We start from the raw sequence: 24,778 nt of genomic DNA, 5'->3' as shown, positions 1-24,778 counted from the left end.
CTAGGCTATGAAAGACGAAGCCTTCTACAATAAGCTTTTCATTCAGTTTGGGCAGTTCACAATAGCCGCCATGTTCATTCCGGTGGTGGCTGCCATGCTGCATTACAGACTGCTGGATAAAGCAAGCCGTATTTTCTTGCTATATCTCTCAGTCATCATTTTGGTAAACCTCATCGAACAAGCGTTTATCTGGTCAGTTAACAATCAGACCGATCTTTGGAGGCCTTTCCTCACGAAATTTGAAATAGGAGATACCAACTTTCTGGGAATTCTTTCTTTTTTAACGGATTTCATTTTTCTGGGATTGTTTTTCAGTGTAACAGTCGTACCGGCGGGAATTGGTAAATGGATCGGTTGGGCGTCGGTATTGCTGGCGTTGATTGCAGTGGTAGATTATTTCTGGATAACGGGTTATAATGCCACTGGTGTCTTCACGCCTACATTGGACGGGATTTTTGCATCACTGTTGCCGCTCATTCAGCTTGGATATATGGTCAGGCAGGATTACAAAGTATCCATTTATAAAATACCTTACTTCTGGTTTAGCAGCGGCCTGATCGTCACCCATTTGCTGGCCCTGCTATTTTATCTCGCTGGCGACAAAATTTATGATACCGACTTTCCACTTTACGTCAAGCTATACCTGATCGGCAACTGCTTAAATATTGCATCTCAAATCCTCTACGCAATAGGCTTCCGACACGCGAGGACCTTGCGTTACATTTAAAATTCTGTACATATAACCTTAAAGCTGCTTTCCACCCGAAGCAGCTTTTTTTACTCCACCACCACAATACCACCAGATTTGGTGGGGACTGACTGCGAGTTGATTGTGGAACTTTGTCGGGTCGATAATCGGCAAAATAAACTAATCATTTTCACTATTTAACTTTTAAAGTCATGTCAGAAATCACAATGTCACAAGTACTGGAGTTGAATGATCCTAAACTCCTCAAAATTGCAAACCGCATTGTCCGCGAAGCCGAGCTTGCTGCTGAAAAAGTGGCTGCTAACTTTACGCAGGCCGCCAAATTCCCTGTTTCCACGAATGCGAACACATTCGAGAATGTATTGAAATCCCGGTTTGCTGCATTGCCGGACGACGTTAAGAAAGGAGCAGCGGCCAAAGCCACAGCCACAATCAACGCCTCGTCTGTTGCCAGGGCAAAGCATTTTGGGGAGCTTGCATCCGTCAATCTAGGTAGCGAACGATCAATCGACGACCAGGTCAAGGCAATTGCTTTTCCAGCTGCATTGAAATTGAGCGCCACTGAAATCACCAATATCAAGAAACTGTATGGCGTTGCTGCCGTTGCAGCTGCCGGCGCGGCACCAACTACAAACAAACTCGAACTACGAATCCACAGCGTGAAATGCGTGGATGAAACCGGGAGCTCCTGGGCGGAAAAATTTGGAGATGACGAAATCGATCTGGGCGGAACCAGTATTGACGAAACCGGGGACACCAATAAAATCACCAAATTTCGGGTAAGCAGCAGTTTCGACGATGGTGAAACAACTAAGTATAATCCTCCACGCCAGTTCACTTTTTTCAATTTGCTGGAAGGCAATACTTTTCCGAAGAATTACATTGTCACGCTGGTTCTTTCCGAGGCAGATATGGGCGGTTTCCCCGAGTATATCAACAGACTTTTTGAACTCGTGAAAGAAAAAGTTAAAGCAGCCCTTATAGCAGCAGGATTAGGTTTGGGAGCGACGATCGGAGCTGCGCTAGCCTATGTGATTGGGTATATTGTAGATCGCATTTGTGGGATTTTGTCTCGTGCCTGGAATGACGATGTCTTCCCACCTCTCAGCGCTAAAATAAAGATTCCTTCGCTTTCTACAAGGTGGAATGGAAAAACGGATAGCCCTGAGCAGGTTATACGTTTCAGAGGACATGGCGGAGAGTATCACCTTACTTACGACTGGAGACTTTACGCTTAAGACAAACGGATAAAAAAGCCCCGCTTGCGTCTTGTACGCAGGCGGGGCTTTTTTCAAAACATGGCGTTGTAGATTTTGGATTTGTTGATGATGATAAAAATGGAATCCAACCAAATTTTTAAATAAATTGTGCGGTATCTCTTCGTATCCGATATCACTAAACTATGTACGTCAACCGCTACCTGTCCCCGCTGATCGTCTATTTTTATTCCTGGCGAATGGTATTATTTTCCTTATTTACCGGCTTAATGGCGGTTTTTGTTTATGAATACCTGGACTGGAAATGGGTGGCTGTACCCTGGCTGCCCGTGTCAATGATCGGTACCGCGACTGCTTTTTTTGTAGGTTTTAAAAACAACCAGTCTTATGACCGCAGCTGGGAAGCGCGCAAGGTTTGGGGTGCCATTACCAATCACAGCCGGTCATTTGGGGCGGCGTTGAGAGGGTTTATGGCAAGCAATGCCGATGAAGATGAAACCATAAATCACGAAGCCAAGGTGATCATTTACAGGCATGTAGCCTGGTTATATGCACTTAGGAATGCGATGGCACAACGCACCAGCTGGGAGCATGAAGACCGTGCGAGCAAGAGACAACGCGATGCGCTGAAAGGCACAAAACTGTTGTGCGAAACTGAAATCGCCCGACATTTGCCTTCGGGAGAACATGGCAGTCTCCAGCATAAGGGAAATATGTCGACGCAATTGCTGGACCGGCAATCGCAGCATTTGAGCAGGCTAAAAAAGAATGGTATCATTAACGCTTACCAGCATGTCGCGTTGCAGGACCTGCTTTCCAAATTATACGACGAACAAGGAAAAAGCGAAAGGATCAAAAACACGCCTTTCCCGCGCCAATATGCGACTACATCCAATCTGTTCATCCTCGTGTTCATGACGCTCCTGCCATTTGCAATGCTAAACCAATTTGTAGATATGGGTGAGAAATACATGTTTTTACTTATCCCGTTCAACCTCATTGTCTCCTGGGTTTTTATGTTCATGGAATACGTCGGCGATATCAGTGAAAATCCGTTCGAGGGACTACTTAACGATGTCCCGCTAAGCACAATCGTCCGCAATATAGAAATCGACCTAAAAGATATGTTGGAAGACGAGCAAGTCCCCGAGCGCCTGAAACCGTATCTAGGCGTATTATTCTAACCTTTTCCTCCCCTTTGCGCACTCGAACATTTCCCTTACCTTGATATATATCGCATTCAGAACGGGACCTTCGCATGGCAGATTTGATAATAAATGAAACAGAAATGATTTTGACGTTGAATGGCGGTTCGTCCAGCATCAAGTTTGCTTGTTACACGATTGATGAAACATTGCGATTGCTATTGAAGGGAAAAATGGAGGGTATTGGTACTCATGAGGCCATTTTTAGTTTTACCCAAAAAGAAGGCGAGGGGAATGAAAAAAAATCGGTTGGTAAGCAAACTATGGAGACGGCTGCTGAATTTTTAATTGACTGGCTGGAAGAGAACATTGGTTTTGAAAAGATTAAAGCGGCGGGTCACCGGATCGTTCACGGCATGGACCACAGCAATGCGGAGGAGGTTACCCCGGATCTTTTGGAGGAATTACAGGAAATCAGTGCTTATGATCCGGACCATATGCCTGCCGAAATTTCATTGATTAAAAAAATTCAAAAACTGAAACCTGATCTGATACAGGTTGCCTGTTTTGATACCGCTTTTCACGCAGGCTTGCCGGCTGTTGCAGCTCAATTTGCATTGCCCCGAAAGTTTTGGGAAGAAGGCATCAAACGTTATGGATTCCACGGGTTGTCATACAGTTATCTATTGGAAGCGCTCCGTGAAAAATATGGTAATGAAGTTGCAAACGGACGTTTGGTCCTTGCGCATTTGGGCAGTGGATGCAGTATGGCCGCTGTGAAAAATGGCAAAAGCATGGATACAACAATGGGATTTACGCCAGTCGGCGGCATGATGATGGGTACGAGGTCAGGCGACCTTGATCCGGGGATTATTGATTATCTACTTAAAAATGAGCTGGTTAAATCCGAAGGAATTTCTGATTTGATCAATCATGAATCGGGATTGCTTGGGATTTCCGGGATAAGCAGTGATTTGGGTGAGCTGCTCGATAAGGAATTAACCGATAAACCTGCGGCGGAAGCCATTGATATGTTCTGCTACCAGGCAAAAAAATGGATTAGCGCCATGACAAGTGTTTTGGGAGGATTAGATGGTCTTGTTTTTACGGGTGGGATAGCGGAGAATGCGGCTTCCGTCCGGCTCCGGATCTGCGAAGGCCTGCGATATCTGGGCATTGAATTGGATGCATTGTCCAATGAGTCTGGCGAAATGATCATTTCCAAGACAGGTAGCCCAGTAAAGGTGTTTTTAATTCCAGCCAATGAAGAATACATGATCGCAAAACTGACGAAGCAAAAAGCATCCGCGTTGTTTACGAGTTAAATGGCGATGAGTACAATTTGTCTTTTGCTTAGGTCAGCACATTGGCGTTACCAGGGAGGTTTTGATGTATAATAAAAGCGTCATACGATTGCATGCCAGAAAACGAAACTAAACGCCTTTCCAGACTTACCGCTATTCTCACGCAGTTGCAAACGAAGAGGCTGCTGACCTCCACCGAACTGGCAAAAAAGTTTTCGGTCAGTGTCAGGACCATTTATCGTGATATGAGGGCATTGGAGCGAAGTGGTGTTCCTATTGTGACGGAGGAGGGAAAGGGTTATTCGCTCATGGATGGCTACCGGCTGCCTCCGGTGATGTTTACCGAAACGGAAGCCAATGCACTGATTACCGCGGAACAACTGGTCTTGAAAAATAAGGATGCGTCTTTCGTCAGGGAATATACCGCAGCGATTACGAAGATCAAGGCTGTTTTGAAATACAATGAAAAGGAAAATGCCAACCTCCTTGCCGAGCGGGTACTTTTTAGCCACAACAGCGAAAACGACCGGACGAGTACGAATCTTTCGTCTTTGCAACTTGCATTAACCCGTTTCAGTTTAGTTCAGATTGACTATTACTCGCCCGACACGAACATTACAACCCTCCGGACTATCGAACCCTTTGCCTTACTCAGCACGCAGGAAAACTGGTTGCTAATAGCTTGGTGCCGTTTAAGAAAAGCTTTTCGGACATTTCGCCTGGACCGTATCCGCAACCTTGCGATCTTGAATGAGAAGTTTGAACCTCACAACATGACCCTTCTTGAATATTTCAAGATTTCTCAAAATAATTCCTGATACCCCTGACATAACGCTGACACACGGGCGCCTTATGTTTGTAGGGTAATCAATCAATAACTAAAAACAACAGACAAATGGCTAGCGAACAAACTTTAAGAGGCATGACAACATTAAATTTCTGGGCAGCCGACGTGAAAGCAGCAAGAAATTGGTATTCGGATTTCTTCGGAATAGAAGCCTATTTCCAACGTCCGGACGCCGAAAATCCAGCGTATGTCGAATTCCGTCTTGGAGATTATCAGCATGAATTTGGCATCATCGACAGTCGTTATGCACCCAATGGCGGAGGTAGCGGAACGCCAGGCGGGGCAATTATCAACTGGCATGTGGATGATATTAGCGCGACGTTTGAGAAGCTGCTATCTGCGGGAGCAACTGTGTACGAGCCTATTACGGAGCGCGGACCAGGGTTTGTTACTGCCTCGGTCGTTGATCCTTTTGGCAACATTCTCGGGATTATGTACAATCAGCATTATCTGGATATTCTGGCAGGTAAAAAAGCATAATTGCAACCGTCGATTCTTTAATCCCAAAACCAACAAAATGCCATGGAGACCAAGAACGACATTCAAGCTGTTTACGCCAAAACCCGCAAAGAATGGCGTGAATGGCTGGTAGAAAATGGCCAGACAGAGAAATCTGTCTGGTTGATTATCTATCACAAGAATAGTGAAACGGAAAGCATTTATTATCCGGAGGCAATAGAAGAAGCACTTTGTTTTGGCTGGATCGACTCGAAATCCATCAAAAGGGATGCAGATAGCAGTTATCTGATGTTCACTTTACGAAAAGCAAACGGCACATGGAGCAGCATCAACAAAGAACGTGTGCAGAGATTGACAGTGGACGGATTGATGACACCAGCCGGACAATATTTCATCGATCTTGCCAAGGAAACCGGAACCTGGGATGCATTGCTGGATATTGAAAATGCCGTAATACCGGACGATTTACAGCAATTGCTTTCTAAAAATGAAGTTGCTTACAAGAACTTTCAAGCCTTTCCAAAATCCGCAAAACGCCAGATCCTGAACTGGATTTTCAGCGCAAAAAGGCCTGAAACGCGTGAGCAAAGGGTGCGGCAGACTGTGGAAAAGGCAACTGAGAACGTGAGGGCGAAGGTGTGATTTTCCAATCTGCTACGCAGTATCTGTAAGATGTTGTTATGTTTGGGTTATAAAAAATCACCAGATGACACATTTTCCAGTTAGTAACTCCAATCTCTCAGCGACTCATCTGGGGGGATTTTTGAAAGGAAAATATCGCTTTACTGGCGATACAAAATGCGAGTTGATCCGCGCCGGTATAAACGATAGTTACTTGGTCGCAGATGGGTCAGCTAAATTCGTATTCCGGATTTATAGTTTGAATTGGCGTACCCGGACGGAGATTTTGGAGGAAATTAAACTTTTAAACCTGTTTAAAGAGAATCAGATTTCCGTTTCATATCCAATTCCTGACGAAGAAAATAACTTCATTCAAACCCTTAACGCCCCGGAAGGAGATCGGTTTGGTGTGCTGTTTTCATTCGCAGATGGTCATAAAATTCACAATGTTTCGGCAGAAACACATTTCCAGGTAGGTGCATTGATGGCCCGCATACATGAAGTTACCTTGGATCTGACGCTCGATCGGATCAAGTACACACCGGAAATCATACTTGTTGATTCTCTCCCGAAATTGGAGCGGTTTCTGCATGAGGATACTGAGGAAATGCAATTCATGAGATCGACTCAGAAGTATTTGCTGGGTGAATTTTCGAAAATAAACCATAGTGAGATCCGTCGCGGAATAGTACACCTGGACATTTGGTTTGACAACCTGAATATTACCAGCGACAATAAGGTCACCATTTTCGACTTTGATTTCTGCGGAAATGGCTGGCTTTGTCTTGATATATCCTACTACATTCTTCAATTGCATAACATTGAGAAGTACGACGAGAAGGCTTATCAACCGAAAATTGACAGTTTTTTGGAAGGGTATGAATCAGTAACTAAAATCAGGGCCGAAGAAAAAGCGCTGATTCCAATGCTGGGGTTGAGCTTGTATTTCTTTTATCTAGGAGTTCAATGTCAGCGATACGACAACTGGTCCAATTCCTTCTTGAGTGAAAACTATTTGAAGAGGTTTATCAACGGGCTGGTTAAGAAGTATTATGAGATTAACCAACTTGGATAGATTTAACTGATGATCAGACCACTATTTAAAACAATCCTTTTCGTAAATTGTTGACCATTAACTCACGTTCCATTGGATGAAATTTGCAAACCTATGAAAATCAAACCAATGAGTATGTTATCAGCAAAAGAAGAACTTGCACTAAGTGATCTGGACGGCACAAGGAAATATCTTGACGAAATAAGTTTTAATATCCGTAGTATTTTTCACGGGGATCATTCCGAAGCATTAACTCCGACATATAAACCAGTTGATATTGCGGAGCATTTGATGAATGCAATGGAAGTTCTCACTTATGCGGTAGAAAAGCTTACTGCATTTGAGGTCGGTGAAGAGGAACTTCATAAAATCAATAGTATCATTTCTTCTCTTCGCTACGTCATTGAGAGCATCAAAGCGACTGGCTCTGAACTCGAAAGCAGCATTTCCGATGAGTACAACGATTTATTCATGTACAAACTCGATGATCTGATTGAAGTTGTTGATGATGCAGAGAACATTTTTTTTGATCTGAGAAGAGACAAGGACTTCATGGCATCCGTGAACCGATTGTTTGGATTGCAATGAATATATATTGCACCGAACGCTTCAAATCAGAATTTAAAAAGCTGATTAAGTATAATTCGTACAAAATACTCGAGCGTCAAGTCATCGACAATTTCTTTAACTGTTCAGACGATCAGATCCGCCATGGCACGACAATCTCCAGTAGCAGCTATCGGAGCGTTGTTAAGAAAAGGATTGGCGGTAGAGGCGGATTTCGGGCATACTTTTATGTGTATGTTATGGATAATAAGATCTATCTCAGTTACATATATCCGAAAACAGGGTCCGAAGGGAAAATTTCGTTAAGCAAGGCTTTCCGAAAATTGATCATTGACGAAACGGATGAAGCCATTGACCGTAATGACTTATTCGAAATATCAGTTCTTAATGGAAGGCTGGATTTCATTTCAACGAGGTCAAATTAGTTAGATCGTTGTTTAAACTTCATTTATTCCGACGTTCCTCCGCCAATTGCTTGTAAACTTCTCCCAATTCATTTTTCAATTCCTGGATTTGCTTGTCGCGTGCTGCCAGTTCACTTTCTGGGACAAGGTTTGACATATATATCACTTCGTCGGCCGTTCCAATATATCCAAAAAGCCAATTTGGGTGAACATTGAATTCCCTGATCAGTATGCCAAATGCTTCTCCGGACAACGTCTGTTCGCCAGATATTACCTTGCTGATTTTTGGGCCTGATAGGTCTAATAATTGAGCCGCTGACTTTTGATTTAAATGCTTTGCTCTGAAAAGAGCAACAATTCTTTCAGTCATTTTAAAATTCCTAATATTCTTAAAAAATATGTTTAAGAATTAAATAATTACATTTGTTACTTATAAATAGCAAATAGAACTATATTTGGTGCATCGCCCTTAAAACCGAGTGACGGGTCGTAAATATAGCAAATCTACCTCCACTAGACATTTTTCAAAATCACGCCAAAACCAAAACCCATCATGAACTTCAAGATCATCACCCTACCCGAAACGCAAACCGAAGTATCCCTCCATCGTGATTGCATTGAAGATGGTAAAGAAATTGTCCGGATTTCAGCTTTTGTGATCAACTCAGTTGGGGTTGAGCTGATGCTTGAAAGGGTTGCAGAGTTCAGGGATGCAGGAACTGCGAGACTTTTTGTCGACGATTATTCGGAGCGATCAGCGAAAGGATTTTTGGGGCAATGTATTGAGGAGGAAGGAATTCGGGTGGGCTATTTGGCTAAACCCTTCATGGAATCCTGTTGAAAAGTTGCAGGTGAAGCCGATCGCCTGGTTGGCTTCACTTTACGGACCTTGTCCGCGGTGTTATAAATCGGATCTTCCACTTTCAGATAAGGATCATTGCTCAGGAAAAGAATGCCTTGGTAAGGGAATTTGGATATGAACTCCACAATAGCATCAAGCCTGTCATTCATGTATTCTTCACTTTGGAAACCTTCCCTAGACCTTACTTCTATGACATGCTGATTTGCCCATACGTCAAAACCGTATAAAAAGGACATATGGCTATGCTTTGCAGCAAGCCAATCCAGAAGTTTGATTACCAGCTTGTTTTCCTTTTTCATGTCATTTGGTGTTTATAGTGTCTGAGAGAACCAAAATAAGTTTTTTTGCTATTTCGTATGATATACTGCTTCTAGTTTGATCGATGTGATGTTCCTTATAATCGGCAATCACACGCTCTGCTTTTAATCTGCCGATTTCTGAATAGAAAAAGTCGGCTTTCTTACGGTTTATTGTAAGCAGAATTTCAAAGGTAGCATTTATGATCAAAACATGCGAGCCGGTTCCTGCCAGTTTATCCCTATCCCTGAATACTCGTGTCCCTCTAACTTTATGGAAATGCATCATGTACTGAAAAACTGAATAGTAGGAGCAATGAATGCTATTACTGTAATGCGCGTGATTGGAGATGAGCACCTCCGAGGATTTGAGGCTCTCCTCATGCCTTTTAAGATAATTATTATTCATGAAAAGGATTCAATGGTATTTACTTTGTGCCGAAACGGGCAGATTTAAAAATGGATTTTGTGACTGATAAGTTGAAAGACGTGGGATTTACTTACGTAAAAAGGATAGGAGATAAGAGGAATTATTCTCCGGCAGTGATGGGATATTTTAAGGTTTATTTTTATGCGCAGCGTTCTATTTCCCCGCCTTAATATGCTGAAAATCCTCCTCTCTGGCATAATATTCTAATGCGACAACCAGAATTATCGAGTTGGCGATCGTAATCTTCTGCACGATCGGCCAAAATTCCATGTAAAAACCTGCCCCAAAAAGAAATAGCATTACGTAAAAAGTAAGAAGACATACCGTGCATAGGAATTTGAAGAAATACAGCCTTGTCTTGAAAACATAAACAGTAATGTAAAATATACTGACGAGAAACAGGGTGCTCGCAATGGTAATCATCTGATCATGCCATTTGGTTGCTATGAATGCAGAAAACACCATTCCGCTGGCACCAAAGAATCGGATGATTTTGGCGGATCCTCTTGCTGGTATTCTCTTTGAAAATCTGAAAAAGAAAATAGTAAAGCTAATAGAAAGTGAGGCCATAGCACCAACTGCCCAAAAGCGCGACCCACTTTTTGCACCATTGAATGATTTTTCACCGAAAAGATTACTGATGTAATTATTTTTCCAGTCATAACCAATGGAATTAATGTCAGCCTGCGATCCGCCAGGATAGTGTAATGTTGCCAGTACCAGCAGCGCCGCTGCAATGATTATCCCAATAAGCACTAAGTGTCTTCCGATCATAGTTTGTAAACAATTTCATCCTTATTCGTGCCCTATTCGTGTATTCGTGGCTACAAAAAATATTCGGCCACGAATACACCGCGCGGCCGCTGCGAGTGATCAGGAATAATAATTCAAGTCTTTGTCCCGCCAAAGATGCTTGTTTCCCAATATTTACGCATTTTTAATTTCCAATTCTGACCCTGATTTAGCAAAAAAAGTCTTACGTAGAAGTTCAACTCATGAAAAAATCCCAACCCTATTTCGATCGTGTGGTTATGGATGAAGATGAGCAGTGTGATTGGCTGAATATTAGATGATAACCTTCCAAATAATTTATTGAAATGAAAATTATTGGACAAATTCTCGCATTTTCGGACTTGACCTGCGTCATTTGCCAATAGCTCGGCTCCGCTTTTTTGATATATGAGATTTATAACCTTGTTTTGCCTTTCCCTGATCTTCCTAAGTGTCTCCTGCACGTCAGAAAAGCAAACTGAAAAAGTTGATTTTAAAGAACCGCCCGCTTCCGGGCTCTCCGGAAAAGAACTATCAATTGCCCATTGCAGCCGCTGCCACGGATTTGTAAAGCCGGAATTGTTAACCAAAACCGTCTGGAACGATGTACTCCCATCCATGGGCAATCGCATGGGCGTATATAGTGGCAGGTTCAGACCGGATAGCCTGTTTGATGCGGGTGTAGGCGGCGATGCAGTACGCAGTGCAGGTATCTTTCCTGAAACGCCAGTTTTGGCGAAAGAGGATTGGGCCAAAATTGTAAAGCATTATCTGGACAATGCGCCGGATACCATTCCAGATCCGATTCGGAAAAGTAAAATACTGATGGGGCTCAAACATTTCAAATACAGGGAATCATCATATAATCATCGGCCAGCGTTGACGAGTATGGTCAAAATCCTCCCCGATAATCGGGGTATTGTTTTCGGTGACGGGAAAAACAGACGCAATGTTCTGACATTTCTTAAACCCGATTTGAAAGAAAATTATACTATTCCACTAGCCTCAACGCCAATTCATTTTTATGAGAAAGCAAATGAGTTATACCTGACCACAAGCGGTCGGGGCGTTTTTCCAACTGATGCAAACGACGGTGGATTGCAACGTTTACTGAAAAATGGATCTCAGCAAGGGTATAAACAAGCAGACACTCCCGTTTCAAATTTGCGTCGGCCGGTATCTATGGCTTATGGGGATTTAGATAAAGATGAATTTGAAGATATTGTTGCTTGCGAATTTGGGAACGAGACCGGGCAATTGGCCTGGTACCGAAACAATGGAAAAGGTGGATATGACAAACAAATTTTGCGGAACAAACCCGGTGCGATCACGGCGATCATCAAGGATGCCAATCACGATGGGTTGCCGGATATTTACGTATTGATGGCGCAGGCTGATGAAGGTGTTTTTCTCTACGAAAACCAAGGGGCTGGAAAATTTCAGGAAAGAAGAGTGCTTTCTTTTCTGCCGCTCAACGGCTCGCAATACATTGAGCTCGCTGATTTCAACAAGGATGGTTTTGATGATATCGTCTATGTCTGTGGTGACAATGCGGATAAGACGCCAGTTTTAAAGGAGTACCACGGCATTTATATTTTTCTGAATGACGGGAAATCCAATTTCAAGCAATCCTACTTCTATCAATTAAACGGTGCTTACAAGGCAATGGTCCAGGATTACGATCTGGACGGTGACCTGGATATTGCCGCAATCTCATTTTTCCCGGATTATCTGCGCTATCCGGAGGAAAGTTTTATCTATTTGGAAAATAAGGGAAAGTTGAAATTTGAAGATTACTCTTTTCCCGAAGCTACAAAGGGACGCTGGGTCGTCATGGATGCAGGCGACATGGACGCCGATGGGGATGTTGATCTTGTTTTAGGGTCATTCGTTTATTTTCTACCGCAAGGAGATACTACCGGGCTTGGGAAAAAGTGGCTGTCCGATGGGCCTTCGGTTATTGTTTTGGAGAATACGATTAGATAGTTACCTCGCTTCCAACCACCCATTTTTTGTAACCAAAACCTCCTACACTCAATGAAACCCCAACGCCACTCTACCAATTCCTGATTTTAATCTACAAAGGCGTAAATATTTGTTCAATTACTTCATTTTGAGTCATTTATGATGATATTCGGGCCGTTTGTCGTTGTTTGATGCCTCTCTGTCGAGTCTGCTTTGTGGGGCGGGAAAGGACGGTTAACATTGTATCGGAAGTCGGGAGCAATGTCGCTCTCAACAAATTTAAACAATCACATTTAAACATAAGTAACCATGAAAACGCTCATCGCATCAGTACTTTTAACATGTTCACTTGCCCTTTCTTCAACAGGATTCGCAAAAGCAGACACAGGAACTTCAACCTCAGTTTCGGATGGTGTTCAAACCAAATTTTGGGTGGTGACAACCATCAAAGGAAAAATTGACGTGAATGTTATCAAAGCAGAAAAAGAAGTTTCGCTGAAAGTTGTCGACGAATTCGGACATACCCTTGCATCACAGACGATTGCAAAAGATGCAGCTGCTACCCGTACCAGATTTGACCTGAGTGACCTGCCCGACGGAGCCTACAAGGTGATCCTGATTGACGGCAATCACAAAGAAGTGAAAGACATTGAATTGAATACACAGACTTCTGAAACACAACGCATTGTCTCGTTAGGTTAACACCTGATTTTCATGAAAATAAAAACCCTTTCGCTCTTACCGGGCGAAAGGGTTTTTTTGTAAACATTGGACATTGTCCTAATAATCAATATCCAGGCTACCAGGTTTCCGGAATAGTTGCTGCAATCTTATTAATACCCGACCAACCATTTGAGATAAAGTTGCGGCAGGCAATCGCATCAACATTATATAAAACACCCTGATCAACAAGTAACAAGATATCTTTCGAAGCGGTCAATCTGGCTGAGGAGCTCCATGTGCTAATGCCGTATACGGAAACGCCACTGGTTATGGGATTCACTTTATAAAGTTTGCTGGCCTTGATGACGTATACCAGATCTTTTAAGGATGTGATCTCAGTGACGCCTGTGTAGCCTGTGCCCAAGGATACAAAGGTCTGTGTGCCGAGAGTTACTCTGAAGAGATTGTCGCCACTTACGATAAAGAAGAAACCGGATGCGTACGTTATTGCCGTTGCAGTCTTCCATATCTGCCCGCCTACTTTCATAGCGTATCCACTCTTTGCATTGACTTTCCATAGGTAACCATTTTGCAAAACATAGAGGTATCCTTCCAGATAGACCATTCCTTTTACTCCCGAAAAATTGGATGCGAGGGAATGTGCCTCACCCGTTAGCGGATCTAGCCAAAATAATTGTCCCCCCAGTGCAACATAAGCAACTAATGGGGTAGAGATTACAGCCTCACTTCCAGCCCAATACGAAGGGTAAAAGGTTTTTTTGCCTTTTATAAGATCTGCCGCGTACAGTTTGTCTGCACTTATTGCAAGAAGATTGGAATACATAACCGTGATGCAGGAGATATCACCAGCGGAGAAATGGTCACGCTGTACACCAAATGTCGAGCCATCTTTACGTGTCATTACAGGCAGCCCATTTTTAGAATAAGCATAAGAGTCCATCATCATGATCGACTCAAAATCCATCGATCCAAGATCAAAACCAGCGTAATATTGACTTGAATAAGTTTTTAAGGAAGGCAACATCGAATCATAAGCATTGGCTGGATTAATGTTGAGGGTGGAGGCCTGACTTTCCCGTGTATGCTCGTGTAACAAACCTAGTGCGTGGCCAATTTCGTGCAGTACCCCGCCCTTCGTAAATAGTATTGGTAACATGATAAACTGCTGCCCGCCTGTCCGGCCAAGGGAGGAAGAAAGCCCTCTTCCCTGAGAAAATGTGACGTAATCGGACTGATTGGTCCGCTGGATGAATCTTATCGGAGTGGAAGCTTCAACTTCCGCGATAGCAGCCTGCACGATTTCCTTACCGTTGGTGGAGGTGTTTATGGTATAGAATACAATCCCTCTTTCCCATCGCGTATTCTCCAAACGTGAACCGGCGCCCTCGACTCGGGCATTTTTAGTAGCATTCAATTGCTCAGGAGTGAGAATAATGTCTCCCTGGAAAACAGCCTTATTGTCGATTTCTGTGTAAGTGATTTCCTTCCGGAAGAGTGTTCCCTTTTTCAAAACACCTTCTTCTCCGGGATAAGCTTCTTCAGGTTTGGTACGGGTTGAAGTCGATGCTGAGGCGGTAACAATTTCATTCTCCTGCTCCATCTCGCGGCAGGATGTCATGTAAGCGATTGACAATAAAAAAACGCTTGTTCTGGCTAAAAAATAGATTCCGTTCATGATTGATACGATTTTAAAAGTGATTTAGAGTTGACAAATGCGGTTGTTCGCATTCGGATGATCAAATGTAAATCGGTCGCTTTGTGAGAGGCTTAGGTAATCGACGAAGGGAAGGTGATAATCGCTGAACGAAGATTGGATTGAGTTAACGGTAAGGAATTAGGGACGCTACGGGCCGGGTTTTTAGCAGGAATTTGATAAGCCACAAAATGAAGGTATTTTGCAGTGTTTATGGAAATACTGCATGATATAAAAATTATCCTTCGTCAAGCCAGACAAAACGTTTACCAAAGTCTTAATGCAACAATGGTGACCGCATATTGGCTGATAGGGAAACGTATTGTCGAGGAAAATCAGAAAGGAGAGAGTCGCGCGGAATACGGTAAAGGACTAATCAAAGCATTGTCCCAAGATCTTCAATCAGAGTTTGGCCAGGGATTTTCGCAAAGAAATCTGGAACAAATGAGGTTGTTTTTTCTAGAATATTCAATTCCGCAGACACCGTCTGCGGAATTGAATATTCCATTAGCTACCCAGCCAAATTTCCGCCTCAGCTGGTCACATTATCTTTCCTTGATTTCCATTAAAGATGTTGGGAAAGAAAATTCTATGAAATTGAGGCCATTGAAAACGGATGGAGTATAAGGGAGCTTAAACGCCAGTACAATTCGGGACTTTATATGCGCCTGGCTCTAAGCGCAGACCGAGAAGGTGTTAAAAAATTATCTGAAAAAGGTCACAAGATGGAAAGTGCTACAGATGCAATTAAAGACCCTTATATTCTCGAATTTTTAAACTTGAAGGAACAATATCGTTACTCGGAAAACGACCTGGAAAATGCGCTGATTGATAAACTAGAATATTTTTTATTGGAACTGGGGAAGGGATTCACCTTCGTAGCTCGGCAGAAACGAATTTCTTTTGATGATAAACATTTTTATGCCGATCTAGTCTTCTATAACAGGTTTCTTAAATGCTTTGTAATCATCGATCTGAAAATCGGCGAAATTCAACATGAGAATATTGGCCAAATGCAGATGTACGTAAACTATTACGATCGTAATATCAAATTGGATGATGAAAATAAGACTATTGGAATTATACTTTGCCAAAAGAAAAGTGATCTGCTAATAGAAATGACTTTACCGGAAAACAATGATCAGATCTTTGCAAGCCGATACCAAACTGTTTTGCCTAGTAAGGAGCAATTAAGGGAATTGCTAAATTCAAAAGTTTAACAATACTGCATGTTAGTCTTTCATCTACCTGTTTAATCCAGCCCCTTACTCCCTCTTCAAAACTTTCACAGGATTATTCCTAGCAGCCCTAACCGTCAGTGAGCCAATCAGACGGAATGCGAAAATCAGGATGCCAAGTGAGCCTGCCAGCATTTGGATCCGGCTGGTGGGTTGTCGATACAGGAATTTAGGTTATTCCCCTTCATATCGAACCTTCCAAATTAAAGCCAGGTATAGTTCGCCAGATATTTTCACGCACTTCTTTCGATCGGGTAAGTGCTACTTTGCCGGTATGGCTTACCTCATAAAAGCGCTTCCGCTTGCCGCCTCGGGCGCTGGTCGCTTCGCCTAACCGGCTTTTTGCAAGACCTTTTTCTTCCAGGCGGTTCAGCACAGCGTGCACAACGCCCAACTTGGCGGTCCTGGCGGTGTACTTTTCGAGTTCGTCGCAAATTGCCACACTGTAAGCCTCGCTGGCCAGCGAGGCAATGGTGAGCAATACCAGCTCTTCAAATTCACCAAGATTGGCTCCTTTCATGAAATCAATGCTTATGACTTATATTGTAACCAAATGTATGTAAAATGAGGTTATTAATTTATGTTTTGTATGTTAAATATTTTCTCATTCTTCTTCTTCCTCATTTTTAAGTTTGGATAACAGCGAGTAAGCTCCTTTTATGACGATTTTTACATGATCAGATTCGAAATCTTCCGAAAATTTAACTTGTGAATACCCGTTTTCAGACACGCCCCTGACCACTTCCAACATATCAAATGTTAGCCCCGAAGCTTCGTTATGCCCGGTAGGTCGATTATTTTTTTGGATAAAAATGTACGATTTGCCTTCGAAATCAACAATAGCCTGGTCGGGTAGGGCTGTTACCGGGTTAGCACCCGTTTCAATAATCGCTTTTACAAAATTTTGCGGTAAAAAACCGGCAGCATCGTGATTTAAATGGCAATGTACCCGCACCGTCCGGTCTTCATTAATTTTTTGATTGATCAGATAAACCTTTGCCAAATGCTCTCTTCCGGGATTGTTACTTACCGTAAAACGTACCAGCTGCCCCAGCTTGATTTTAGGAATATCCTGTTCAAAAACCGAAAGCTCCACATGCAAATGGTCAGTATCCACAATCTCAAACATTACATCCGTTGGGTTGACATATTTTCCCAGATTGACATTGACGGTTGTTACGGAGCCGCTGATGGGAGAAGTAATCGTTGCACTGTTCACAATGGTCCCTTTTTCCAATATTTTAAGGTTAATACCTGCGGTTAAAAGCCTCTCACGCAATCCCGAAAGCCGAGCTCTTTGTGTTTTAACCTCAGATGCGGCCTGTTGAAGCACTTTTTGCGCATTGACATTTTCTTTACTCAATTCATTCTGGCGCGCGAATTCCAGCTGTGCATATTCCAGTTTACTTTCAGTTTCCAGGAAATCCTGCTGGATCTGGATAAAATCGGGATTTTCGATGGTAGCCAAAACCTGCCCCTTTTTGACATTCATTCCTTGCAAAAGCTCCGTTTTCCGGACAAAGCCACCCATTGGTGCAGAAATGCTTACCAAATTTTGCGGCGGAATGTCAATCACGCCATTGGCAGTTACCACCTCGCTAATATTACGGACAGACGTGGTACCCAATTCAATCTTAGCCGTCTCGTATTGGGCTTTTGTCAATTCTACCGTGCTGCTTTCCGCCTCTTCTGGCGTTTCGAGTGCGGCTTCCGGCTTTTCTTCCGCTTTTTTGTCACAGGAAGAAAACCCCGCAAACAGCATTAGAACAATCAATATATTTTTCATCTGATCTCTTTATTAATCTTGAATGTGATGGTAATGGTAATCCGTTATCGCTTATCCGACAAAAATTCAATCTGAATAACCGATTGATTGTAAGAATCAAGCAAATCGAGATATCTGGTCCGGATATCGAATGCCCTGCTAAGCGATTGCGCAACTTCCATATATCCGATTTCTCCCGCTTCGTACGCCCTTGTGGCTTTGTTGCTGATCGCGTCCGCTAAGACCACGGTTTTCTCCTTATATAAATTAAGACTTTCGCTTGCGACTTTGTAAGTTTCCAAGGCCCGTTCGAACTCACTGCTCAATCGTAATTGATTGGCTTTCAATTGGTTTTGAGCTATTTTTTCATTGATTTCAGAAGCTTCGATCCTGGCCCTGGATGCACCATTAAAAAGAGGTATCCCAATACCAATCTGAAAACCCTGAAACCGCTTACCCGCATTGAAAAAGACCTCATTTCCATTGATGTTCTGGTTACCGATCAGCGATTGGTTGAAATAGCCAATGCTAAAATCAGGCAGGAGGCCCGTCCGGAATACTTCGGTTGATTTTTTGTCGGTTAATATCTGCTGCTGCAAATAGGTGAGATATGGGTTTGCGCCGATCGCTGATGTATCCAATGTTACACCTTCGAGGCTGCGGGTGAGCAGGGTGTCTGCGTTTGGCATTAAAGGTTCGGGACTGTAAGTCAATGTCTGGAGCTGCCTCCGCAGGTTCTGAATATCTCCCTGATTTTGGATCATTTGTGTCTGCAATTCACCCTGGGCACTTTGTGCGACTGAATACTCCAATTCACTTGCTTCGCCCGTTTTGTACCTGAGCATGGCGGCTTTTACGAATCGCTCTGACCGGTTGCTTTCCTGCAAAAGCAGCTTATGCTTTTCAGAAGCAAGCATTAAATCGTAATAAGTAATTTTAACCTCCCGCACCAGCTCCGCCTTGGTAACTTCGAGTCTAGCCTGAACCCCATTGGACTGCGCCGTTAACAACTCACGCTTTTTTGAAATAGCTTTCGGATGCGGCAACGTCTGCGACAAGGAGAAGTTATTGTCAAAACGCTTGCTGTTAAACTGCCCGCCCATCCATGAAAAGTTGGTTTTGCCAAGATCGGCCGCTGTTCCTGTCAATGCTTTCTGATAATCAATCTGATATGTTCCAGATTCGACTTCCGGATTTTTTGCTAATGCCTCATGAATGGCCGTTTCAAGCGATATTCTTCGCGATTTACTTAATGTATCCTGGGCTTCGGCTCCGGAAGACCACATCGTCGCAACCGAAACCAATAGCAATAAGATCAGGGATTTAAGAACGCCGCCGGAAGCAAAACGCTTTTCGACCATCACATACAAAATGGGTAGGATAAGCAAAGTCAGCAATGTTGCCGAAACCAACCCGCCAATAACCACCGTCGCCAGCGGCCTCTGCACTTCGGCCCCGGAGCTGGTTGACAATGCCATGGGTAAAAAGCCAAGTGAAGCTACTAATGCGGTCATTAATACTGGTCGAAGCCGGGTTTGAGTGCCCTGAAAGATAATTTTGTGGAAATCCGCCAGTCCTTCTTTTCGCAGGTTGTTAAACTCCGCGATCATTAATATGCCATTCAAAACCGCCACTCCAAAAAGCGCAATGAAGCCAATGCCCGCCGAAATACTAAAAGGCATATCCCGAAGCCATAATGCAAAAATACCCCCAATCGCAGACAGCGGGATCGCGGTCAGGATCAAGAGGCTCTGCCTCAGTGAGTTGAAAGTGAAATATAACAGCATAAAAATCAGCATTAACGCAACCGGAACTGCGACGCTCAACCGGGTAGTCGCTTCCTGCAAGTTTTGGAATTGCCCTCCGTAAATGGAGTAATATCCAGTCGGCAGCTGGATCCGTGCGTCAATTTTTGCCTGTATTTCATTTACAATGCTTTCCACATCCCTGCCGCGTACATTAAACGCCACCGTAATGCGCCTTTTCGCATCTTCCCGCTGAATTTGATTGGCTCCTGTTTTCATTTCAATGGCAGCAATCTGGGCCAGCGGGATCTGCTGTCCGGTAGGCGATGTGATGAATAAAGCACGGACATCGTCCAGTGTTCTGCGGTTTTCGGTATTGAGCCTGACCACCAGGTCAAATCTTTTTTCACCTTCATAAACTAGTCCGGCGCTGCTTCCTGCAAAAGCCGTATTGATGGTCCGGTTTGCCTGCTCAATGCTGATGCCGAATTGCGACAAACGTTCACGCTCAAACGTCACTACGATTTGGGGCAGCCCACTGATGGCTTCGACATACAAATCCTCGACACCAGATACCGAGCTGACCAGCTTTCCGATTTTACCGGCCTGTTGCGCCAGCACATTCTGGTCTTCACCGAAAATCTTGATCGCCACATCCTGCTTAACGCCCGTCATCAATTCGTTAAAACGCATTTGAATCGGTTGCTGAAATCCGAATGTAACGCCTGGTATGGACTCGGCAAGAACATTATGCATCTTCTCGGCAAGTTCTTCCCGGTTGGAAGCTTTCGTCCAGGCCGATGGTTCTTTCAAAATAACCATTACATCACCAGCATTTACTGGCATTGGATCAGTTGGAATCTCTGATGTCCCAATTTTGCCGACAACTTCAATAACTTCGTCCGGAAAATTCTTTCTGATTAATCCAGCAGCCTTTTGGGCTGCATCGACGCTTTCAGAAAGCGAACTTCCGGTCAATAAACGCATTTCAACTGCAAAATCCCCTTCATCCAGTTGCGGGATAAACTCGCCGCCCATATTTATGAATATCCACAAGCTGATGCCAAGCAAACTGAATGCTGTTATCATTACGATGGCCTTTTGCCGAATAGCAAAACCCAGGGCAGACACATATATCCTGTGAAAGAAGCCAATGATCTGATCGGAAATGTTGGGTTTGTGTTCATTTTGTTTACTTAAAAACAAGGCGGAAACCATTGGTATATAGGTTAATGATAAAATAAATGCGCCTAAAATGGCAAACCCTACTGTTTGCGCCATAGGCCTGAACATCTTCCCCTCAATCCCGACCAATGCCAGGATGGGCAGGTAAACAATGAGGATTATGAGTTCACCAAATGCTGCAGAGTTTCGGATCTTCGATGCGGATTCATATACCTCCGCATCCATTTCCCGCTGGGACAGCGGGTGCGTGTACTTTTTACCAATAATATGATGCAGCGTCGCTTCAACGATGATCACCGCACCATCCACAATCAGGCCGAAATCGATCGCGCCAAGGCTCATGAGGTTACCCGAAACGCCGAACAGGTTCATCATGCAAACAGCAAATAGCATAGCCAGCGGAATGACGGAAGCCACAACCAACCCGGCCCTGAGATTGCCAAGAAGCAGTATCAGCACAAAAATGACAATCAGCGCACCTTCAATCAGATTTTTCGAAACCGTGTGAATTGCATTGTTAACAAGCTTCGTACGGTCCAGGAAAGGCTCTATCACCACGCCTTCGGGCAGCGATTTGCGGATTTGCACGATCTTTTCTTTCACATTGCCAATCACTTTGGACGAATTGGCGCCTTTCAGCATTAATACCAATCCTCCTACTACCTCGCCCTCATCATTTCGCGTCATGGCGCCATATCGCACCGCGCTTCCATATTGCACTTTCGCAATGTCCCGCACGAGCACGGGAAGTCCGGCCTCAGTCGTTTTGACCTGCACCATTTCAATGTCTTTCAAATTGCCAATCAATCCTTCGCTCCTGATGAAATAGGCGTTAGGTTTTTTGTCAATGTAGGCACCGCCGGTATTTTGGTTGTTTTGCTGAAGGGCTGTGAATATTTCATTGATTGAAATCTGGGCACTTCGCAGTTTGAAGGGATCAATAGCAATTTCATATTGTTTCAAAAACCCACCGAAGCTGCTTACATCCGCAACGCCTTCTGTACCCAATAGCTGCCGCCGCACGATCCAGTCCTGGATACTCCTCAGTTCCATCGGCGGATATTGCTTCTCGAAGCCTTTTTTAGTATGCAATACATATTGATAAATCTCTCCCAAACCGGTGGTAACGGGCGCCAGATCGGGCGAACCTGCGCCGGGTGGTATCTGCTCGACCGCGCTTTTCAGCCGCTCCGAAACCTGCTGCCGGGCCCAATACACATCCACATTGTCCTTAAAAACAATGGTAACCACCGAAAGCCCGAATCTCGAAATAGAGCGGATCTCTTCGGTATTTGGAATGGTTGCCATGGCGGTTTCGACTGGAAAAGTGACAAGCCGTTCCACTTCCTGGGCAGCAAGTGAGGGGCTCGTGGTGATCACCTGTACCTGGTTATTGGTAATGTCAGGCACGGCGTCGATGGGTAGCTGGGTAAGTGAATAAATCCCCCATGCCAATAAGGCAAGAGTGAAAATTACGATAACCAGCTTGTTATGGATTGAAAAATAAATGATCTTATCTAACATCAGAATAAAGCTAACTGTTTATGAATGAGCTTATAACAGCGCACCGAAGCGTATCGCAGCAATAAGCCAAACCAAAAAGACAATGATGCTAGATCCTGGGTGGTTGCCAGATGGAGGTCAGATCACCGCTGTTTGCGCCGGAAGAATAAGCGAAGGTGATTTCTTCAAATACTGAGAAATTTGAAAGCAATGGTGCAGAATCCATCTCCTGCTGAAGTGTAATGCCCGCGCAGCAGGTGCATACGCAAAATGGCGAACATAGATCAAGGTCAACGGGCTCTTGCGATGTATGTTGCTGGATTGATGCGGCGTCATGCAATTCCCCAAGAGCTTCATCCTGACAGGGAATGCAGGAAAGTGCGATGGTGTAAAAAGCAAGAAGGATCAGAATGGTCCGAATCATTTTGCAAAGCTAAATGAAATAGACATGCAACAGGTAGGCAAAAATCATTGATCTCTTACCATAACTTTTTTATAGGATGCCGAATACTAAGTTTGTTGCGGATCAGAGAAGTAACTCCAATAGAAGTCGGTACTTTTTGTTTCAAATTTAACGCTCCCCGCTCATGAAAAATGCTCCGCCCACCGCGAGAAGGATTTAACCAAAGCAGACCTGGGTTCCCGGGCGCCGGTTAATGTGGGCCAACTGGGTTGATTCAATGGTAAATTTTTCACACTCCCTCCAGTATATGTATGATGGCTAAAACAAAAATTGATACAAAAAAGGGCTACTATCCAATCGTCTACGTCAGGGGCTTCACGCCTACATCAGGCTCACGGGAGGAGGCATTTTATGATGCATATTATGGTTATGCCGAAACCTCGGTTGAAAAGCGCAATGCCGTGCCCCCGAATTACCTCGAACCAATTGTTTTTGAAGGTCAGTTGATCCGTTTTCTAAAAGAATATCGCTATGTAGACGCTGCTAACGGTGGTTTGGCGTTGGCGCTGAGCAATGCGTGGGGTACAACGCAGGATCCGGCCAGAAGTTTGTGGATCAGCCGTTTTTATGACAAGGATGTTATTTCGGATAGGGTAAGGCGTATTGAAGATCACGCCGGGGACCTGAAAGAATTGATATGTAAGACGATCCCGGATGAGCTTAAAAAGGCGGATGTTGACCTGGGTGAAAATGATGAAGATTATAAGGTGATTATCATTGCGCATTCTATGGGTGGCCTGGTCAGCAGGTGCTTAATCCAAAACCTGTTGTCTGCAAATGAGGAAGATCCTGAGCAGTGGATTCACCGGTTTGTGACGATCGGGACGCCCCATGGCGGCATTGAACTGGGTGCAGTTCCCGATTTTCTGGAAGATCTGCTGGCTGGTCAGGCCAATCTCCTTAACGGGGCGATATTTAAAGAAGAGCGCATGCGCGATTATCTTAAGCTGACAAAAAAAGTGGGCGGAGAGCTACCGAGCTTGCAGAGCCTGAATGATACCTATCCCGAGGGCAAATGTCTTTGTCTGATAGGGAGTGATTACAGCAGTTATTCGGCTGTCAGAAAAGCAACCGGAAATCACAGCGACGGACTCGTCAGGCAGGATCGCGCCTACATTAAGGGCGCATATTGGGCCAATGTTCACCGCGCGCACTCAGGTAGAAAAGGAATTGTGAACAGCTTCGAAACCTACGAAAATATAAGACGGTTCCTGTTTGGCAATACCAGGGTCAGGATATGGTTTGAAAAAATTGAATTAAACATTGTAAAGCCAGGGGATAAGATCAAGGAATTTTTTGACATTGAATTTTCCTTATCCATCAGGGGAACGGGGATCTATCTGCACCAGCGCAAACAAAATCCCTGCGAAAATGCCTTTCGCAAGAAAAGGGAAGAATTTCCTCTCACAGATTTGCATCTTCATACCGGGTTTTTGGATACCACATTAAAACCCAAAGGAGACCCGTTTTCGCAGTTTTTGCTTGCATTTAAAGTTTCGCAGCATCAGGTGAAGGAAAACTTTCTTTTCGAAACGCAATTTCCGGAAAGGACGGTTTACAGCGAAAGTATGGACGTTCGGGTTAACCTGAATAATATAGAAATACCGGGCAAATCCATGGTCGATTTCAGATGGTTGTCGGAAACACTCGACATGAGCGATGAGAATAGCTGGATACCGGCAACTTTGGACAATGGTATCTTTAAATTTCCTTTCCGAAAGGCAGAAACGATTTCTGGTACGCTATGCATTGAAGCGACGGCATGGAATGAAAAAATAGCGCAATTGAGGGGGGCGGATGTAGCCATGCGAACGGTCAAAAATGATTGACTTTGGTTGCCGACGGGACTGT

25 protein-coding genes are annotated in these 24,778 nt (G+C 43.9%); 16 read left to right on the top strand and 9 right to left on the bottom strand.

Annotated elements, in window-relative coordinates:
* The first annotated feature begins 7 nt into the window (after window positions 1–7).
* The 10 genes from FHS68_RS09955 (at window position 8) to FHS68_RS09910 (ending at window position 8,348) form a co-directional block, all read left to right on the top strand.
* Complete coding sequence (locus FHS68_RS09955; protein ID WP_167269604.1) at window positions 8–727, top strand: hypothetical protein; 720 nt, start codon at window positions 8–10, stop codon at window positions 725–727.
* Window positions 728–900: 173 nt separating this feature from the next.
* Entirely contained in the window at window positions 901–1,947 is a 1,047-nt protein-coding gene (locus FHS68_RS09950) for a hypothetical protein (protein ID WP_167269602.1), read from the top strand.
* 164 nt (window positions 1,948–2,111) lie between these two features.
* On the top strand, window positions 2,112–3,110 hold the full coding sequence (locus FHS68_RS09945) for a bestrophin family protein (protein WP_167269600.1): 999 nt from the start codon (window positions 2,112–2,114) through the stop codon (window positions 3,108–3,110).
* A gap of 104 nt (window positions 3,111–3,214) precedes the next feature.
* Window positions 3,215–4,396 carry an acetate/propionate family kinase gene (locus tag FHS68_RS09940; RefSeq protein ID WP_229211839.1) on the top strand — a complete coding sequence of 394 codons (1,182 nt, stop codon included), beginning with the start codon at window positions 3,215–3,217 and terminating at the stop codon, window positions 4,394–4,396.
* 92 nt (window positions 4,397–4,488) lie between these two features.
* On the top strand, window positions 4,489–5,193 hold the full coding sequence (locus FHS68_RS09935; RefSeq protein ID WP_167269596.1) for a helix-turn-helix transcriptional regulator: 705 nt from the start codon (window positions 4,489–4,491) through the stop codon (window positions 5,191–5,193).
* Between the two features lie 104 nt (window positions 5,194–5,297).
* Window positions 5,298–5,702: a VOC family protein gene (locus FHS68_RS09930; protein WP_229211838.1), complete on the top strand. Its 405-nt coding sequence runs from the start codon at window positions 5,298–5,300 to the stop codon at window positions 5,700–5,702.
* Window positions 5,703–5,744: 42 nt separating this feature from the next.
* Window positions 5,745–6,323, top strand: a complete 579-nt coding sequence (locus FHS68_RS09925; protein WP_167269592.1) for a YdeI/OmpD-associated family protein — start codon at window positions 5,745–5,747, stop codon at window positions 6,321–6,323.
* Window positions 6,324–6,387: 64 nt separating this feature from the next.
* The gene (locus tag FHS68_RS09920; protein ID WP_167269590.1) at window positions 6,388–7,377 is read left to right on the top strand and encodes a phosphotransferase enzyme family protein; all 990 of its coding nucleotides are present in this window, start codon (window positions 6,388–6,390) and stop codon (window positions 7,375–7,377) included.
* 93 nt (window positions 7,378–7,470) lie between these two features.
* Window positions 7,471–7,944, top strand: a complete 474-nt coding sequence (locus FHS68_RS09915; RefSeq protein WP_167269588.1) for a hypothetical protein — start codon at window positions 7,471–7,473, stop codon at window positions 7,942–7,944.
* A complete protein-coding gene (locus FHS68_RS09910) occupies window positions 7,941–8,348 on the top strand; it encodes a hypothetical protein (RefSeq protein ID WP_167269586.1) in 408 nt (135 codons plus the stop codon). Before FHS68_RS09915 ends, FHS68_RS09910 begins: the two co-directional genes overlap by 4 nt.
* A gap of 19 nt (window positions 8,349–8,367) precedes the next feature.
* Here the strand turns inward: FHS68_RS09910 and FHS68_RS09905 are convergent, their stop codons facing one another.
* Window positions 8,368–8,697: a helix-turn-helix domain-containing protein gene (locus FHS68_RS09905; RefSeq protein WP_167269584.1), complete on the bottom strand. Its 330-nt coding sequence runs from the start codon at window positions 8,695–8,697 to the stop codon at window positions 8,368–8,370.
* Between the two features lie 183 nt (window positions 8,698–8,880).
* Between FHS68_RS09905 and FHS68_RS09900 the strand changes: the two genes are divergently transcribed.
* Window positions 8,881–9,168 carry a hypothetical protein gene (locus tag FHS68_RS09900; RefSeq protein ID WP_167269582.1) on the top strand — a complete coding sequence of 96 codons (288 nt, stop codon included), beginning with the start codon at window positions 8,881–8,883 and terminating at the stop codon, window positions 9,166–9,168.
* Here the strand turns inward: FHS68_RS09900 and FHS68_RS09895 are convergent.
* From FHS68_RS09895 to FHS68_RS09885, 3 genes are all read right to left on the bottom strand, one after another.
* Complete coding sequence (locus FHS68_RS09895; protein ID WP_167269580.1) at window positions 9,135–9,488, bottom strand: hypothetical protein; 354 nt, start codon at window positions 9,486–9,488, stop codon at window positions 9,135–9,137. The two genes, FHS68_RS09900 and FHS68_RS09895, sit on opposite strands and share 34 nt — an antisense overlap.
* Before the next feature lies 1 nt (window position 9,489).
* Window positions 9,490–9,894, bottom strand: a complete 405-nt coding sequence (locus FHS68_RS09890) for a hypothetical protein (RefSeq protein WP_167269579.1) — start codon at window positions 9,892–9,894, stop codon at window positions 9,490–9,492.
* A 174-nt stretch (window positions 9,895–10,068) separates the two neighbouring features.
* Window positions 10,069–10,689, bottom strand: coding sequence for a hypothetical protein (locus tag FHS68_RS09885; RefSeq protein WP_167269577.1), 621 nt, complete (start codon window positions 10,687–10,689; stop codon window positions 10,069–10,071).
* A 405-nt stretch (window positions 10,690–11,094) separates the two neighbouring features.
* Here FHS68_RS09885 and FHS68_RS09880 point away from each other — a divergent pair, with 405 nt between their 5' ends.
* Both FHS68_RS09880 and FHS68_RS09875 read left to right on the top strand, forming a co-directional pair.
* On the top strand, window positions 11,095–12,672 hold the full coding sequence (locus FHS68_RS09880; RefSeq protein WP_167269575.1) for an FG-GAP repeat domain-containing protein: 1,578 nt from the start codon (window positions 11,095–11,097) through the stop codon (window positions 12,670–12,672).
* Window positions 12,673–12,960: 288 nt separating this feature from the next.
* A complete protein-coding gene (locus FHS68_RS09875) occupies window positions 12,961–13,353 on the top strand; it encodes a T9SS type A sorting domain-containing protein (protein WP_167269573.1) in 393 nt (130 codons plus the stop codon).
* Window positions 13,354–13,450: 97 nt separating this feature from the next.
* Here FHS68_RS09875 and FHS68_RS09870 read toward each other — a convergent pair whose 3' ends face one another.
* On the bottom strand, window positions 13,451–15,010 hold the full coding sequence (locus FHS68_RS09870) for a M12 family metallopeptidase (RefSeq protein WP_167269571.1): 1,560 nt from the start codon (window positions 15,008–15,010) through the stop codon (window positions 13,451–13,453).
* A gap of 231 nt (window positions 15,011–15,241) precedes the next feature.
* Between FHS68_RS09870 and FHS68_RS26390 the strand changes: the two genes are divergently transcribed.
* Together FHS68_RS26390 and FHS68_RS26385 are read left to right on the top strand one after the other, a co-directional pair.
* On the top strand, window positions 15,242–15,655 hold the full coding sequence (locus FHS68_RS26390) for a DUF1016 N-terminal domain-containing protein (protein ID WP_229211837.1): 414 nt from the start codon (window positions 15,242–15,244) through the stop codon (window positions 15,653–15,655).
* A gap of 98 nt (window positions 15,656–15,753) precedes the next feature.
* Window positions 15,754–16,248 (top strand): PDDEXK nuclease domain-containing protein, encoded by a 495-nt coding sequence (locus FHS68_RS26385; RefSeq protein WP_229211836.1) that lies wholly within the window; start codon window positions 15,754–15,756, stop codon window positions 16,246–16,248.
* Between the two features lie 202 nt (window positions 16,249–16,450).
* Here the strand turns inward: FHS68_RS26385 and FHS68_RS09860 are convergent, their stop codons facing one another.
* From FHS68_RS09860 to FHS68_RS09845, 4 genes are all read right to left on the bottom strand, one after another.
* The gene (locus FHS68_RS09860; protein ID WP_167269569.1) at window positions 16,451–16,786 is read right to left on the bottom strand and encodes a PadR family transcriptional regulator; all 336 of its coding nucleotides are present in this window, start codon (window positions 16,784–16,786) and stop codon (window positions 16,451–16,453) included.
* Window positions 16,787–16,870: 84 nt separating this feature from the next.
* Window positions 16,871–18,052 (bottom strand): efflux RND transporter periplasmic adaptor subunit, encoded by a 1,182-nt coding sequence (locus tag FHS68_RS09855; protein ID WP_167269567.1) that lies wholly within the window; start codon window positions 18,050–18,052, stop codon window positions 16,871–16,873.
* A 44-nt stretch (window positions 18,053–18,096) separates the two neighbouring features.
* Window positions 18,097–22,485 (bottom strand): CusA/CzcA family heavy metal efflux RND transporter, encoded by a 4,389-nt coding sequence (locus tag FHS68_RS09850; RefSeq protein WP_167269565.1) that lies wholly within the window; start codon window positions 22,483–22,485, stop codon window positions 18,097–18,099.
* A gap of 88 nt (window positions 22,486–22,573) precedes the next feature.
* Window positions 22,574–22,888, bottom strand: a complete 315-nt coding sequence (locus FHS68_RS09845) for a DUF6660 family protein (RefSeq protein WP_167269563.1) — start codon at window positions 22,886–22,888, stop codon at window positions 22,574–22,576.
* A 290-nt stretch (window positions 22,889–23,178) separates the two neighbouring features.
* Here FHS68_RS09845 and FHS68_RS09840 point away from each other — a divergent pair, with 290 nt between their 5' ends.
* On the top strand, window positions 23,179–24,756 hold the full coding sequence (locus FHS68_RS09840; protein ID WP_167269561.1) for a PGAP1-like alpha/beta domain-containing protein: 1,578 nt from the start codon (window positions 23,179–23,181) through the stop codon (window positions 24,754–24,756).
* The last annotated feature ends 22 nt before the right edge of the window (window positions 24,757–24,778 follow it).

Source organism: Dyadobacter arcticus (assembly GCF_011762185.1).
Classification (GTDB): domain Bacteria; phylum Bacteroidota; class Bacteroidia; order Cytophagales; family Spirosomataceae; genus Dyadobacter; species Dyadobacter arcticus.
Note: the sequence above shows the minus strand (reverse complement) of the source record. Positions and strands in the feature narration are given on the sequence as shown.